This window comes from Planomonospora sp. ID67723 (assembly GCF_015711605.1).
Lineage (GTDB): Bacteria > Actinomycetota > Actinomycetes > Streptosporangiales > Streptosporangiaceae > Planomonospora_A.
Genome location: NZ_JABTEZ010000002.1, coordinates 505,650 through 520,426 on the forward strand (window position 1 = coordinate 505,650; position 14,777 = coordinate 520,426).

The 14,777-nt window shown below is 70.2% G+C and carries 14 protein-coding genes; 11 read left to right on the top strand and 3 right to left on the bottom strand.

The window, feature by feature from the left end; genetic code table 11:
* Positions 1-2: 2 nt before the first annotated feature.
* The 3 genes from HS041_RS14920 (at position 3) to HS041_RS14930 (ending at position 2,383) form a co-directional block, all read left to right on the top strand.
* The gene (locus HS041_RS14920) at positions 3-431 is read left to right on the top strand and encodes an acyl-CoA thioesterase (RefSeq protein ID WP_196441280.1); all 429 of its coding nucleotides are present in this window, start codon (positions 3-5) and stop codon (positions 429-431) included.
* A 54-nt stretch (positions 432-485) separates the two neighbouring features.
* Positions 486-992 (top strand): flavin reductase family protein, encoded by a 507-nt coding sequence (locus HS041_RS14925; RefSeq protein ID WP_307845299.1) that lies wholly within the window; start codon positions 486-488, stop codon positions 990-992.
* A gap of 62 nt (positions 993-1,054) precedes the next feature.
* Positions 1,055-2,383, top strand: coding sequence for a cytochrome P450 (locus tag HS041_RS14930; protein ID WP_307845404.1), 1,329 nt, complete (start codon positions 1,055-1,057; stop codon positions 2,381-2,383).
* Positions 2,384-2,467: 84 nt separating this feature from the next.
* Here HS041_RS14930 and HS041_RS14935 read toward each other — a convergent pair whose 3' ends face one another.
* Together HS041_RS14935 and HS041_RS14940 are read right to left on the bottom strand one after the other, a co-directional pair.
* Positions 2,468-3,235 (bottom strand): helix-turn-helix domain-containing protein, encoded by a 768-nt coding sequence (locus HS041_RS14935; protein WP_196441283.1) that lies wholly within the window; start codon positions 3,233-3,235, stop codon positions 2,468-2,470.
* A 273-nt stretch (positions 3,236-3,508) separates the two neighbouring features.
* Positions 3,509-4,363 (bottom strand): metallophosphoesterase family protein, encoded by an 855-nt coding sequence (locus HS041_RS14940; RefSeq protein ID WP_196441284.1) that lies wholly within the window; start codon positions 4,361-4,363, stop codon positions 3,509-3,511.
* Between the two features lie 227 nt (positions 4,364-4,590).
* Between HS041_RS14940 and HS041_RS14945 the strand changes: the two genes are divergently transcribed.
* From HS041_RS14945 to HS041_RS40030, 7 genes are all read left to right on the top strand, one after another.
* Positions 4,591-5,169: a SigE family RNA polymerase sigma factor gene (locus HS041_RS14945; RefSeq protein ID WP_196441285.1), complete on the top strand. Its 579-nt coding sequence runs from the start codon at positions 4,591-4,593 to the stop codon at positions 5,167-5,169.
* Positions 5,169-5,735, top strand: coding sequence for a DUF5987 family protein (locus HS041_RS14950; RefSeq protein WP_196441286.1), 567 nt, complete (start codon positions 5,169-5,171; stop codon positions 5,733-5,735). Before HS041_RS14945 ends, HS041_RS14950 begins: the two co-directional genes overlap by 1 nt.
* Positions 5,732-7,381, top strand: coding sequence for a GMC family oxidoreductase N-terminal domain-containing protein (locus HS041_RS14955; RefSeq protein ID WP_196441287.1), 1,650 nt, complete (start codon positions 5,732-5,734; stop codon positions 7,379-7,381). Before HS041_RS14950 ends, HS041_RS14955 begins: the two co-directional genes overlap by 4 nt.
* A gap of 26 nt (positions 7,382-7,407) precedes the next feature.
* Positions 7,408-8,457 carry a carboxymuconolactone decarboxylase family protein gene (locus HS041_RS14960; protein ID WP_196441288.1) on the top strand — a complete coding sequence of 350 codons (1,050 nt, stop codon included), beginning with the start codon at positions 7,408-7,410 and terminating at the stop codon, positions 8,455-8,457.
* A gap of 53 nt (positions 8,458-8,510) precedes the next feature.
* Positions 8,511-9,314 (top strand): TIGR03084 family metal-binding protein, encoded by an 804-nt coding sequence (locus HS041_RS14965; protein ID WP_196441289.1) that lies wholly within the window; start codon positions 8,511-8,513, stop codon positions 9,312-9,314.
* A gap of 217 nt (positions 9,315-9,531) precedes the next feature.
* Entirely contained in the window at positions 9,532-10,554 is a 1,023-nt protein-coding gene (locus tag HS041_RS14970) for a hypothetical protein (protein WP_196441290.1), read from the top strand.
* Positions 10,555-10,813: 259 nt separating this feature from the next.
* The gene (locus tag HS041_RS40030; RefSeq protein ID WP_196441291.1) at positions 10,814-11,713 is read left to right on the top strand and encodes a LuxR C-terminal-related transcriptional regulator; all 900 of its coding nucleotides are present in this window, start codon (positions 10,814-10,816) and stop codon (positions 11,711-11,713) included.
* A gap of 574 nt (positions 11,714-12,287) precedes the next feature.
* Here the strand turns inward: HS041_RS40030 and HS041_RS14980 are convergent.
* On the bottom strand, positions 12,288-12,566 hold the full coding sequence (locus HS041_RS14980; protein ID WP_196441292.1) for a hypothetical protein: 279 nt from the start codon (positions 12,564-12,566) through the stop codon (positions 12,288-12,290).
* A gap of 352 nt (positions 12,567-12,918) precedes the next feature.
* Between HS041_RS14980 and HS041_RS14985 the strand changes: the two genes are divergently transcribed.
* The gene (locus HS041_RS14985; protein WP_230879075.1) at positions 12,919-14,574 is read left to right on the top strand and encodes an acyl-CoA carboxylase subunit beta; all 1,656 of its coding nucleotides are present in this window, start codon (positions 12,919-12,921) and stop codon (positions 14,572-14,574) included.
* Positions 14,575-14,777 lie beyond the last annotated feature (203 nt).

Here is a 14,777-nt window from a genome sequence, read left to right on the forward strand (position 1 = left end):
CCATGAGCAAGTACTTCGAGTACCTCCACACGGTCGGTTTCGAGGAGACGAACATCGTCGGCAACGTCTACTACGTCAACTACCTGCGCTGGCAGGGACGTTGCAGGGAGATGTTCCTGAAGGAACGGGCCCCGGAGGTGCTCGCCGACCTGCAGGACGATCTCAAGCTCTTCACGCTCAAGGTCGAGTGCGAGTTCTTCGCCGAGATCACGGCCTTCGACGAGCTCTCCATCCGCATGCGGCTCGGCGAGCTCTCACAGACCCAGCTCGAGTTCAGCTTCGACTACGTCCGGCTGGACGCGGGAGGGGGCGAGGCGCTCATCGCCCGCGGCAGGCAGCGAGTGGCCTGCATGCGCGGGCCGAACACCCGCACATCACCCGCCAGGGTCCCCGAGTCACTGGTCAGGGCGCTCGAACCGTACGCATCGTAGGCGCGGATTCAGGAGGTCAGCGTGCAACTCCACCCACCTTCCCCATTTCTCGAAGTGACAGACGTCAAGACGCTGCGGCGGGCGTTCGGAGCCTTCGCGACCGGAGTCACCGTGGTGACGACAGGCGGCCCCGTGCCGCACGCCATGACCGCGAACTCCTTCACCTCGGTCTCGCTCGATCCGCCGCTCGTACTCGTCTGCATCGACAGGGACGCGGTGATGCACCGGTGCCTCAACATGACGAGCTCCTTCGGCGTGTCGGTGCTGGCGGCCCATCAGGAGGAAACGGCCCGGCACTTCGCCAACCGCTACCGCGCCCTCGGCGCGGCGCAGTTCGAGAACGTCGACTGGCTGCCCGGTGAGGTCACGGCGGTGCCGCTCATCTCCGGCGCGGTGGCCCACTTCGAGTGCGAGGTGTGGCGTTCCTACGACGGCGGGGACCATACGATCTTCATCGGCAAGGTTCTCTCCCTCCGGCAGAGAACCGACAACGACGGCCTGCTGGTCTACCAGGGCCGGTTCCGGGAGATCACTTCGGAGCTGCGCGAGGTCTCGGCGTGAGTGCCGCCGGTGCGCGCACTGCGACGGTCACACCGTCGCCACCTGCGGGCGGCACCACGGCGGTGCCGCCCGGCCCGCCCCGCAGGGCGGCTCCCGGGCTGTTCAGGAAACTGGTGACGGATCGGCTCGGACTGCTCTCGTCGGCCACGGCGCGCTACGGCGACGCGGTCCGGTTGTCCATCGGCCCGAAGACCATCTACCTGTTCAACCATCCCGATCACGCCAAGCACGTGCTGGCCGACAACAGCGCGGCCTACCACAAGGGGATCGGCCTCGCCCAGGCACGGCGCGTCATCGGCGACGGGCTGCTGACCAGCGAGGGCGAGGTGTGGCGCCGGCAACGCCGGACGATCCAGCCGATGTTCCAGAACAAGCGGATCGCCCGCCAGGACACGGCCATCGCCGAGGAGGCGGCGCGGCTGGTGGAGCGGCTGCGCACGCATGTGGGAGGGGCACCGGTCGACGTGGCCGGCGAGATGACGGGGCTCACCCTGGGCGTGCTCGGCCGTACCCTGCTCGACGCCGACCTGGGGGCCTTCACCTCGATCGGGCACTCGTTCGAAGGCGTCCAGGACCAGGCGATGTTCGAGATGGTGTCGTTGAGCATGGTGCCGCTGTGGCTCCCGCTCCCGCTGCACCTGCGTTTCCGCCGGAGCCGCCGAGGGCTCTACCGCGTCGCCGACCACCTCGTGGACGGCCGCCTCAGGCGCGGCACCGACGGTGACGACCTCCTGTCGCGCCTGATCGCCTCGGCCCGGGAGACGGCCGATCCCCGTACAGCCCGGCGGCGGCTGCGGGAGGAGCTGGTCACCGTGCTGCTGGCGGGACACGAGACGACGGCGAGCACCCTGTCGTGGGCCTTCCACCTCGTAGACCGGCACCCGGAGGTGTGGGAGCGGCTGCACGCCGAGGCCGTCGCCGTCCTGGGCGACCGGCCGCCGGTCTACGAGGACCTCCACCGGCTCCGGTACACGGCGATGGTCCTGGAGGAGGTCATGCGCCTGTACCCGCCGGTGTGGGCGCTGACCCGGGTGGCCCGGCAGGACGACGAGGTGGGCGGCTACCGCGTGCCGGCAGGGGCGGACGTGATGATCAGCCCCTATACGCTGCACCGGCATCCGGGCTTCTGGGAGAGGCCGGAGCGGTTCGACCCGGAGCGGTTCGACCCCGATCGCCCGGCCGGCCGGCCCAGGTACGCCTACATCCCGTTCGGCGCGGGCCCGCGCTTCTGCGTCGGCAACCACCTGGGCATGATGGAGGCGACGTTCGTCCTGGCCATGGTCGCGCGGGAACTCCGGCTGACCGGCCTGCCGGGCCGTGACGCGGTTCCCGAGGCCATGCTCTCGCTGCGGGTCCGGGGCGGGCTGCCGATGACCGTGAGCCTCGCCTGAGGCACCGGCGACGCGGCGCGGCCCGCGGCCGGTGACGTGATCACCGGCCGCGGGCCGCCCTCACCGGGGTCCGTCCGGCCCGGCTCAGCGGGTGGTCTCGCCTGCCCCGGCGGACAGCAGGTCGCGCAGCGCCAGCAGTACCGGGGGGTCGAGCGGACGCATCGGTTCGAGCCGGATGTCGGCGCGCCGCGGCCCGTCACCGGCCACGACGGTGATCGGCCCGTGACGGGCGATGCACAGCGCCTGGTCGTCGCCGGGCGGGTAGTTGATGGCGCTCTCCCGGCCCCTGACCACAGACTGCGCGATCAGGTGCCACCGGCCCTCGGGAACGTCCTCCAGGACGTAGGAGCCGGGGCGGTCGAGCAGCGTGTAGCTGACCGGGCGGCCTTCGAGGATCCGGTCGGGGAACAGGCCGGCGAAGACGGGCTCGTCCGCCAGCGGGGAGACGATCTCACCGTGCATCACCGCCGTCGCGGTGCCGGGCGGCCGTTCCCGTCCCGCGGCGAGGGCCTGCGTCGTGATGCCCATGTGGCGGCGGTATTTGCTCGGAGGCAGTCCCACGCTGTAGGTGAAGCGGGAGCTGAAGGTCCCCACGCTGGAGTAGCCCACCTGGTGGCTGATGTTCGTGATGTTCATCGAGGTCGAGGCGAGCAGCCTCTTGGCCTCGCGCAGTCGCACCGCCGACAGGAAGCGGCCCGGGGACAACCCGGTGACCCGCTGGAACACGCGGGAGAAGTGGAACTTGCTGAACATCGCGGTGCGAGCCATGTCGTCGATGGTGATCTGCTCGCCGAAGTTCTCGTGCATGCTGTCGATTACTCGCAGGACTGCCTGCTCGATTACGTCGTCCATTGGTCCTCCCGGGCAGCGGAGGGGCGCGTGAGCAATCCCGAATAAATTCATCCGCATGGACAGCCGAATTCTCTGAGATTGCTTTTTTCCTCGCCCGCCCCGGTCGGTTTGCATTTCCGGTGTTCATGTGGATTTCTTGCTGGCTGCCTCTCTTTACACGCGGCGAGGCGTGCCGGGTGCTGCATGCTCGCGCTAATTTATGTGAGAATATTTCTAGGTAATTGTCGGGTCACATAATGTGGTCATCCCGCCCGGCGGTCGCTCCCCGGTGCGCTACACGCGTCCGGGAGCCGGAAGGAGTCTCCTGAGCAGCCGCCCGTTCTCGTGGTGGGGCCGCCGCTCGCGCGGGTATCCGAGCGAGACCTCCTCGAACCTCACCCCGTCATGCCAGCTGGTTCCGGGGATGTGCAGGTGGCCGTAGGCCACGGCGACGGCCTGGTAGCGCAGGTGCCAGTCCGCGGTGTGCTCCGTGCCGCACCACTGCGCCAGCGCCTGGTGGCGCAGCGCGCGGGTGGGTTCGCGCAGCAGCGGGAAGTGGTTGACCAGGACCGTCGGCAGGCGCGGGTCGCGGGCCTCCAGGCGCAGCTCGGTCTCCCGCACCCGGTCCCGGCACCATGCCTCGCGACTCGGGTGGGGGTGGGGATGCAACAGGAACTCGTCCCTGCACACCACCCCCTGGGCGTACGCCTGGGCGAGCGCCTCGGCCTGCGTGGTCCCGGGCGGCCTGAAGCTGTGGTCGTACAGGATGAACAGCGGCGCCACGGTGACCGGGCCGCCCGGTCCCGTCCATATGGGATAGGGATCCTCGGGGGTGAGCACACCGAGACGCCGGCAGATCTGGATCAGCCGGTGATAGCGCTCCTCGCCGCGGAGCTGCTCGGGATCGCCGGGCGTCGTCCACAACTCGTGGTTGCCCGGCGTCCAGACCACCGTGGAGAAGCGCTCCTTGAGCAGGGCGAGCGTCCATTCGACGTCGGCGATCCGCTCACCCACGTCTCCGGCGACCACCAGCCAGTCCTCGGCCGTTTCGGGACGCAGGGTCTCGACCAGCGACCGGTTCTCCGGGAAGCCGACGTGGAGGTCGCTGATCGCCAGAAGACTCCCCTGTGCCGTCTTGGCGCTGCTCACCCGGCGAGCGTATGCGCGCACCCGCGCCCGGGGAATCCGATCACGGCGCAATAAGGGGTCGGCATGCTCGGATAAGGGGGGGTGGGCGGTGGCTAGGGGTTGTGACGGCGGGTGCGCCCGCCAATCCTGAGGAGGCCGGTGATAGACGCCGACCGTGGAATCCCCGCCTCCGGATCGTTTCTCCGGTAGGGCGGACGGTTCCGTCGGAGACCTCTGGAGCGTGGGCGATGGGCGAGATGCGTGATGAGGATTTCGCGCATTTTGTCCGAAATACCAGGCCAGCGCTGCGGCGTGCGGCGTTCCACCTCTCGGAGGACTGGTACGAGGCCGACGACCTCGTCCAGCGCACCCTGATGGCCCTTCACCGGCACTGGGACAGGCTGGAACGGCACGACAAGATCGAAGCCTACGCGCGCACGGTCATGAAGAGGCTGATCATCAGCGACCGCCGGTCGTTGCGGCGGTCGCGCGAGGTTCTCATCGAGCTTCTTCCCGAGCCCGCCCCGGCCGCCGACCCCTACGCCATGGTGGGAGAGCGGATGGTCCTCATGGAGGCGCTCGCCGGCCTGGGGCCCCGGCAGAGGGCCACCGTCGTGCTGCGCTACTGGGAGGACCGCAGCATCGAGGAGACCGCCCAGGCCATGGGCAGCGGGTCCTCGACGGTGCGCAGCCAGGCCGTCCGCGCTCTGAACGCCCTGCGCGGGGTGCTCAGGACGGGCAGCGACGGCAATGCAGAAGATGCGCAAGCCGATCTGTTGTCCAGACCATGGGACAGGTCCGAGATCGACGAAGTGGGGGAACGCTGATGCGCCCATACACCCCAGACGACCATCAGACCAGGACGACGCTGGAAGCGTTCGCAGACACGATCATCCCGGGGGAGAAGAGGTCGCCTGACGACAGGGCCGTCGCCGGCGCCGCCACGGGCGGCGGTGCCGTGGCGGCCGGGGCCATCGAGCTGCTGGAGTGGGACGCGACCGGGATCACCGACGGGCTGGACGACTTCGCCCGCGGGCTGAACGAGCACGCGGCGGCTCACGCGGCGGAGCGGGGGGCGGCCCTCGACGAGACCGTCCCGCCGTTCGTGGCCCTGCCCTTCGCCGACCGGACCGCCCTGGTGCGCCGGCTGACCGCGCCCGGGCATCCGGAGAAGGCGCTGTGGGTCAGCCTCGCGCTTTTCTGCAACATGGCCTACGACTCGGCCGCCCACATGCACACCGCGGACGCGATCGCCGCAGGCCACCCGGGGCTGACCGCCATGGGTGTCACGGCACCGGACGCCGACGGCCTGTGGAGGTTCCCCGCCTATTCCTACGGCCGCCCCCTGGCCGACCTCCACCCGGACACGACCTCCACAGGGAGTCCCGCATGAACAGCGTAGAGCGTACCGACGTGCTGGTGGTGGGGACCGGCTTCGGCGGTGCGATCACCGCCTACCACCTGGCGGCGGGCGGCGCGCGGGTCGTGATGCTCGAACGCGGTCCATGGCTGGCGACCGAGGAGTTCGAGCACGACTTCAAGCTCGGATCGTCCTACACGCGGATCTTCGACTTCGTCGTGGGCGACGGGATGAGCGTGCTCGGCGGCAACTGCGTGGGCGGCGGCAGTGTGGTCTACTTCGCGGCGATGCCGCGCGCCCCGCGCTTCGTCTTCGAGCGCCGCGGCAGCATCGCCAGGCGCATGTGGCCGGCGGCCATCAGCCGTGACACCCTCGACCCCTGGTACGACCGGGTGGCCGAGTCGATCCCGATCACTCGCCAGGACTGGCAGGACGTGTCGTACGCCGGAGGACTGTGGGCCGCCGCCTGCCAGCACGCCGGTCGCACCGCCAACCCGGTGCCCGCCGCGGTGGACACGGCCAAGTGCACCAACTGCAACTGGATGATGGCCGGGTGCCGCTTCGAGGCCAAGCAGTCGCTGCTGCTCAACTATCTTCCCGCGGCACTCGCGCACGGAGCCGAGGTCAGGCCGCTGCACGAAGTGCAGAGCATCTCCAGAACCGAGGACGGGGACTACCGCGTCCACTACCAGCTCGTCGACGGCGAGGACTACCGCGTGACGACCGGGAGCGGGACGATCGAGGCCAAGATCATCGTGCTCGCGGCCGGCGCCGCCGCCACCCCCGTCATCCTGCAGCGCAGCGAGGCGGCGCTCGGCCCGATGCCGCACGCCGTCGGCCGCTATTTCTCCGGCAACGGCGAGCGGCTCAACACCGCCGTGCTCAACGAGGACCGGGTACGCGACCTGCTGGGCCTGGACCGCGGCGACGGCCTGGCCTACGCGGCCAACCAGATCGGCAAGGGCCCGACGGTGGCCAACTGGGACCGGCTGGACGGCTCGCTGCCCGAGTACTCCCGTTACTCGCTGGAGCAGCTGTACTTCCCGCCGGGGCTGGGCACGATCCTCGCCCTGACGGCAGGGGCGGAGCCGACCTGGTTCGGCGTGGACAAGAAGGAGATGCTCGAACGCTGGCGCTCCTGGTTGATCATCTTCCAGATGATCGAGGACGACAACGAAGGAGTCTTCGGCCCGCCTCCCGAGCGGGGCAACGCCGACCGGCTCTCCCAGCAGATGCTCGGCATCGGCAGACTCAGCTACAAGCCGACCGCCAACACGCTGGCCGCCTGGGCGATGGCCGACGCCGACGTGAAGGACATCCTGGAGCGCGACGGGCTGGCCACCGTGTCGCCGTGGACCAACGACCTGGTCGGCGCCTACACCGTCCACCCGCTGGCGTCCTGCCGCATCGGCGACGACCCTCACACCTCCGCCCTGGACGACCGGCACGAGCTGCGCGGCCATCCCGGGATCTTCGTCACGGACGGATCCGCGGTCCCGGGCGCGTTGACCGTCAACCCGGCGATGACCATCTCCGCCCTCGCGGAGCGAGCCGTTCCCGGCATCGTCAAGGCCGCGCGGGAGCGCGGCGTCGAGGTCACGTACGGCGCGCCCGCGCCCGACGGCTCCACCAGCGGCCGGCGGGGGACGGCCGCCCTGGCGACGGCCCTGCTGCGCTGATGACCGGGGGCGGAAAGGAGCCGGTCATGGGCCGGATGATCAGCCGGTTGACGCTGCCGGGCTCGCTGGCCCAGGTCCGCCACGTCTCCCCGGTGCGCCCCCGGCACGCGCGCGGACTCGTCGCCGGCGTCTACGCACAGGTCGAGCGGGACTTCGGCGTGCTGGCCCCTCCGGTGGTCCTGCACTCACCCGCGCCGGAGGTCCTCGCGGGCTGCTGGCTGCTCCTGCGCGAGTCGCTGGTGGCGGTGGGCGCGGTCACCAGGGCGATCAAGGAGGCGGTCGCCGCCGAGGTCTCGGCGGGAAACGCCTGCCCGTACTGCGTGAGCGTGCACGAGGAGGTGCGGCGCGGGCTCGTGGCGGGAGACCAGGCGCTCGCCCGTCCCGGCATCGAACGGGTGACCGCGTGGGCGCGGGCGAGCGGTGTGCGCGACATGGCCACCGGGCACGGGCTGCCGTTGCGGGCCGAGCACGTCAGAGAGCTCGTGGCGGTCGTGGTGACGTTCCAGTACCTCAACCGCATGGTCAACGTCTTCCTCGGAGACTCGCCCCTGCCGCCGCAGGTGCCGCCCGGCGCGCGGATCCCGGCGATGAGACTGCTCGGCCTGCTCATGCGGCCGGCGACCCGGCGGCCCCTGCCGCCGGGGGCGTCGCTCACCCTGCTGCCCGCCGCACCGCTGCCCGCCGACCTGTCATGGGCGGAGGGCACGCCTCATCTGGCGGGAGCATTCGCCAGGGCCGCCGCTGCGATCGAGGAGGGCGGCCGCCGTTCGGTGCCGGACGCGGTCCGGGAGCTGGTCGCCGGGCGGCTGGCCGGGTGGGACGGACAGCCGGCCGGCCTCGGGCGGGGCTGGGTCGTCGACGCGTCATCCGGACTGCCCGCGGCCCAGCGCCCGGCGGCCCGTCTCGCCCTGCTCGCCGCGCTGGCCTCCCACCAGGTCGACCCGTCGGTCGTCGCGGAGTTCCGGCGCGCCGAGCCGGACGAGCGGGCGCTCGTCGAGCTCACCGCCTGGGCGAGCCTGGCCGCGGCGCGGCGGGTGGGCAGCTGGCTGCCGATCGCCCGGCCGAGCCGGATATGAACACCGACCGCACGTCCCGGAACAATCCGATCGTCGAGTGAGAGGACAGAAACGTGACCGAACTGGAGGTCGTGCTCAACGACCTGACCGCAGAGGGCGATCAGATCGATCGCCTGGTGGCCGATCTCGACGCGGAGCAGTGGAACCTGCCCACGCCGGCGCCGGGGTGGACGATCGCCAACCAGGTCGCCCACCTCGCCTTCATATTCCGGCTGGCCGCCGCGGCGGCGACCGACGCCGAGGCGTTCAAGGCCATGACCGCGGGGGCGCAGGAGAACTTCGACGGTGCGGTGAACGCCGCGCTCAAGGACTACGAGAACGACACGCCCGAGGTGCTGCTGGCCCGGTGGCGGGCCGAACGCGAGGCCGTGGTCAAGGGGCTCGCCGCCGTTCCCCCCGGCGAGACGGTGCCGTGGCTGGTCAACCCGCTCCCGCCCATCGTGCTGGCGTGCGCGGGGATCATGGAACAGTTCGCCCACGGGCAGGACATCGCCGACGCGCTCGGCGTGCGGCTCGAACGGACCGACCGGATCAGGCACCTGGTGGTGTTCGCGGTGCTCACCCGCGACTTCGGCTACCTCGCGCGGGGTCTGACCCCGCCGGCCGCCGAGTTCCGTTTCGAGATCACCGGCCCCTCGGGAGAGGTGTGGGCCTACGGGCCCGAGGACGCCGACCAGCGGATCACCGGTCCCGCGGTGGACTTCTGCCTCCTGGTGACCAGGCGCAGGCACCGGGCGGACCTCGCGGTCACGGCGGTGGGCGATGAGGCCGACCGCTGGCTGGACATCGCCCAGGCCTACCGCGGGCCGGCCGGACAGGGGCGTTCCCCCGGCCAGTTCGCGCCCGCCCTGCGATAGCACACGGGCCCCGGCGGCCGCCTCCGCGCGTGCCGTCCGGGGCCCTGTCGTGTCCGCGTCATGCCCGCCGCGCGTGCCGTCCGGGACACCGCCGTGTCCGGGCGCTCCCGGGGCCGGGGACGGGATGCGCCGGTCGCCGGTGAACACGCCTTCTCGGGGATTGCTCCATGGCCGCCTGCGCGTTGACTGCCCCGTGACCTGCGGCTGTACTGGATACGTGTCAGCATCTGCACGGTCGTCCGCAGCCGCCTGGCCGGTCGTGGGATCGGACGGGCCTGGGGAGGTGACCGACTGCCTCGGCGGCGCCGCGCATCTCGCGTACGCGCAGGCACCGGTCTCCGGACTCGCCGTCATCACCGCCGGCTTCTCCGCCTACGAAGCACGGACCAGGGCGCAGGCGAGAGCCGCCGCCCTGGACTACCTGCACGGGTTCCCCCACGGAGGCCCTGAGCACTCCACCACCGGCGGCAGGGAACTGCGCCTGGCCGACTTCGTGCAGGACCCGCCGGAGGGCGGAGGCCTCCGTGTCCCCGGGACCGGCCTGCTGAGCGGGAACCCGTACCACGTGCCGGTCGAGGTCGTGTGGCTGGGAGAGCGCGAGTGCCGGATCGAGCCCACCATGAGCGGCGTCGTGGACAACGGCGTCTCCGGGGGGATCTCCGGGATCCTCGCCCACGAGGTGGTGTCGCGCTGGTGGGCGAGTCCCCGCCACGCGCTCCTGCGGGTGTCGGCGCACCTCGACCGGCTGCTCCCGCAGGGGGTGATGGCGGCTGCGACCGGCCTCGGGCTGCGGGTGTCGGGGTTCGTGCTGTCGGCCCGGGACGTCCGGGTCGCCCTGGTGATCGTCGGTGGAGACGGGGCCACGATGGCCGCCGCCGCGGGCCGTACGGTCAAGTCGGCGGTCAGCGAGGCGTTCCTGCAGGCGATGGCGGCCAAGGCGGAGCCGTGGGACACGCTGACGACGGCCGACTCCCTGCGCCGCTTCGCGGTCTGGCACCGCGAGGCCGACTACGCGGCCTACCTGGAGCGCTCGGCCGTCGACGCGGACCCGCGGCTCATCGAAGAGCCCGGCGGGCTACGGCCGGCCAGCTGGCCCGAGATCGCCGGCCGCTGGTTCGGGAACGAGCCGGTCGCCATCGAGGCGGGTGCGTCCGGAGAGATCGTCAAGGTGGTGTGTCCTGGCGCCGCCTGTTACCGGGCCACTCCGGCGGGTACGGCGCTGCCGTGCCCCGTCCCCTGAGGGACCGAGCGTATTCAACCGCATTCTTGCTCGATGCCCGTCGGCGGGCGGTACCGCACGATATGAGTGCGTATTAATTATCTCGATCTAGATAATTTGTATTGTGCGAGCTTGCGGTCGGGTGGAAGCTCGCTGCCCCTCATGCGTGAGGCGCGGGGCCAGGAGGTGAACCATGGACCTTTCAGTCATCGGTGTCTCGTCTGAAGCGGCGGAGATCTATCGTTACTTCCTCCGGCATCGGGGTGAAGGGATCGGTTCGGTGCCGGAGGCACTGGACATGGATCCCGACACGGTAGAGGTCGCCGTCGAGACGCTGGGCAAGCTGTCCATGCTCGACCTCACCGACCGCCACAGGATCGTGGCCACCGAGCCGAGGGTCGGCATCGAGCGCCTCGTGGAAAAGCGCCTGGACGAGCTCAACGCCGAGATCCGCCGGGTCTTCGCGGCACGCGACGCCATCTCGAGCTACATGGAGGACATGCGGGAAGGCGACCGCGCGGGAGCGCTGCTCGACATCGAGCGGGTCGAGAGCGGCGCGCGGGTCCGTCAGCGCCTGGACGATCTCGCCTTCTTCACCTACAAGGAGACGCTCTGCCTGCACCCCGGCGGCCCGTTCACCCAGGTGATGATCGAGTCGGCGCTGCCGCTGGACACCCGCTCGCTGCGCCGGGGGCTCGCCCTCAAGAGCGTGTACCACCCCAAGGCACTGGAGGACCCGCACATGGTCTCCTACCTGCGCGAGCTGGTCAGCCTCGGGGCGGAGGTGCGCATCACCGAGCAGCCCATGGACCGCATGCTGATCTACGACCGCAGTGCCGCCGTCGTGCCGATCGATCCCAAGGACAACGCCAAGGGGGCGCTGTTCGTCCGGGAGCAGGGCCTGGTCTCCCAGATGGTCATCTACTTCGACGGCGTGTGGAAGTCCGCCGTCGGCTTCCACGAGTTCACCGACCCTCCGGCGGAGGCGTCTCCGCTGTCGGAGATGGAGCAGCGGGTGCTGGAGGTGATGGCCATCGCCGACAAGGACGAGATCGCGGCCCGCGAGCTGGAGATCTCGGTGCGGACCTACCGGCGCTACGTCGCCGATCTCATGGCCAGGCTGGGCGCCGTCAACCGGTTCCAGGCCGCGCTGCGTGCCAAGGAGGAGAACTGGATCTGACCGGCTCGCCGGCCACGCCGCGCGCCCGGGGGGAGCGCACCTCCTGACCCGGGGCGGTACGCACGAGCCGTGACCCCCACGACCGGCCAGGTCGTGGGGGTCACGGCTTCTCGCTGCGGTTCCGGCTTCTGCTGCGTTCCTCCTCACGGTCGTCTCCTCGCTCGCCTCTCCTGCGCTCTCTCCTTCCTCTCGTTCTCGTTTTTGTTCTCGTGGCCGTGCGCCGGGGCCGCCCGCGCTGTCCGGTCTGTGCCGGGCAGCGCGGATCCGCCGCGGGGCGCGCGGTGCGTCATGGGGAAGGGGTGTGTCCCGGGGAAGCGTGCCTCGCGGGCGAGGCGGGCGCTGTGCGAGGTCTGAAGCCTCGGACGTCCTGGCCGCGTCGATCTGACGAGATTTCATGGACCCTGCCCGGTGATGACGTCGGGCGATGAGCGGGTCGTGACGGCCGGTTGTTCCCTGCGCTGTTCGTGTGCTTCCTGCGGTGGTTCGGCTTCGGTGGTCAATCAGTCGGTTCGGAATTCATTCCAGCGGCTTTCTCCTTTTTCTCATGAGGCTTCAAGCGGTATCGGCTCTTTTCTCAGACGCCGGGCCAGGTGTTGCCGTCGGTGCACACCGCGCCGGGCCAGGTGTTGCCGTCGGTGCACACCGCGCCGGGCCAGGTGTTGCCGTCGGTGTCCACCGCGCCGGGCCAGGTGTTGCCGCCGGCCAGGACCACCTGCTGCGCATCCTCGGCGTGTGCGGCGGTCACGTTGAGGGCGCCGGCCCCGGCCCCCCAGAGCATGGCACCGGTGACAATGGCGACGGCCCACTTGGAAATGTTCTTGGAAATCTTCTGGGAAACAATGCTGTTCGTCATTTCTTTGCCTCTTCCTTGATTCTCATTTTGTTTGGCGAGTTTTCCTCGCACCTCCAACTCTGCGCTTTCGGAAGGGCGTCAACCAGAACTTTCGAGGGCAGCAAGTTGCATCTCGGTTTCCGCTTCCTGCCATCGAGTGCCCGAGAGGGGCGGGTATGCACCTCGCGGGGGGAGGCCGATGGCAGGAAACGGTCGTCCGCCGATGCCGCGCGTCACCTGGACAAGCACACGAGGAGGTGACATGAAACAGCGCTCGGTCATTGACTGGTGTGGATCGGAGGGTGGTCCGGAACCGCGGGCGCCTGAACTCGGCCGGGGCGCCCGCGGGTGTGTTCCCAGGGGAGGAAGGTCAATGAGTGTTTCGGAACTCGACGTCACACCGATGCCGGTGCCGGCGCAGGTCGCGGAGGACTTCGGTGAGGCCGGCCCGGTCGTTCCGCCGCGCGTGCAGCCGCCGCCTCGTTCCATGCGCAGGCTGCGCGAGGAGCGGGAACGCCTCCGCGACGAGGTCATCGCAGGCCGCAGCCAGGGAGTGGCCCGACAGCACTCGCTGGGCAAGCGCACGGCGCGCGAACGGCTTGACCTGCTGCTCGACGAGGATTCGTTCCTCGAAATAGACATGTTCCGGCGACACCGGGCGCACGGCCTCGGCATGGACAGGCAGCGCCCCCACACCGACGGCGTGATCGCCGGCTCGGGCACGATCGACGGCCGCCGCGTTTTCGTCTACGCCCAGGATTTCACCGTCTTCGGGGGCTCGCTGGGCGAGGCGCACGCGCTGAAGATCCAAAAAATCATGGACCTGGCGCTGTCCACCGGTTCCCCCCTCATCGGGCTGAACGACAGCGGCGGCGCCAGGATTCAGGAGGGGGTGCTCTCGCTCAACGGGTACGGCGGCATCTTCCAGCGCAGCGTCCAGGCGTCCGGCGTGATTCCGCAGATCAGTGTCGTGCTCGGGCCCTGCGCCGGGGGAGCGGCCTACTCCACGGCCCTGGCCGACTTCACCTTCATGGTCCACGACATCGCCCAGCTCTACCTGACGGGACCGGACGTCGTGGAGGCGGTGACCGGTGAGAGCGTGACCCACGCCCAGCTGGGCGGCGCGCAGGTGCACGGCACCCGCTCGGGAGTGGCCACCTTCGTGCACGACGACGAGGAGAGCTGCCTGGCGGAGGTGCGTTATCTCGTGTCGATGCTGCCGGACAACAACCTCGATCCTCCCGCGGCCCTGCCCCCCTGCGGGGCTGTCTCGGACATGCGCCCGCGGCTGGCCGAGATCGTCCCCGCCGAGCCGAACAAGCCCTATGACATGCGCCTCGTGATCGCAGAGCTGGTGGACGACGGTGACTTCCTGGAGGTGCACGAGGGCTGGGCGCTCAACGTGATCTGCGCGCTGGCGCGCATCGACGGCGAGGTGGTCGGCATCGTCGGCAACCAGCCGATGGTGCTCGCGGGAGTGCTCGACGCCGCCGCATCGCAGAAGGCCGCACGGTTCGTGCGCTTCTGCGATGCGTTCGGCATCCCCCTGGTGACCCTCGTGGACGTCCCCGGCTTCCTGCCCGGCACCGACCAGGAGCACGCGGGAATCATCAGGCACGGCGCCAAGCTGCTGTACGCCTACTGCGAGGCGACCGTCCCCCGCATCCAGGTCATCGTGCGCAAGGCGTACGGCGGGGCGTACATCGTGATGGACTCCCGGTCCATCGGCACCGACCTGTCGCTGGCGTGGCCGACCAACGAGATCGCCGTGATGGGCGCGGAGGGGGCGGTGAACATCATCTACCGCAGGGAACTGGCCGCCGCCGCCGATCCCGCCGCCCTCCGCGTCCAACTCGTCGACGGGTACACCGAGGAGCTCGTCCACCCCAACTACGCCGCGGAGCGGGGACTGGTGGACGATGTGATCGATCCCGCGGAGACCCGGTCGGCCGTCGCCCGCGGGCTGGCGATGCTCCGCGACAAGCGCAGGCACGCGATCCCGCGCAAGCACGGCAACGTCCCCCTGTAGGCGCCCGCCCATCCTCCCGGCCCCGTAGTACGGCCTCTCCGGTAATCCGTCCCCCGGATGCGGAAGGCCGTGGTGCGGGGCTTTCGCATGCCGTGACCCGGGTCCCGCCGGTTCCCGTTGACAGCATGTGGCTGCCCACGTGCAGTTTCCTGCATCGGAGAGCTCTGGTTCGTCATCGCGGCAGGTCCCACAGTGGGAAGTAC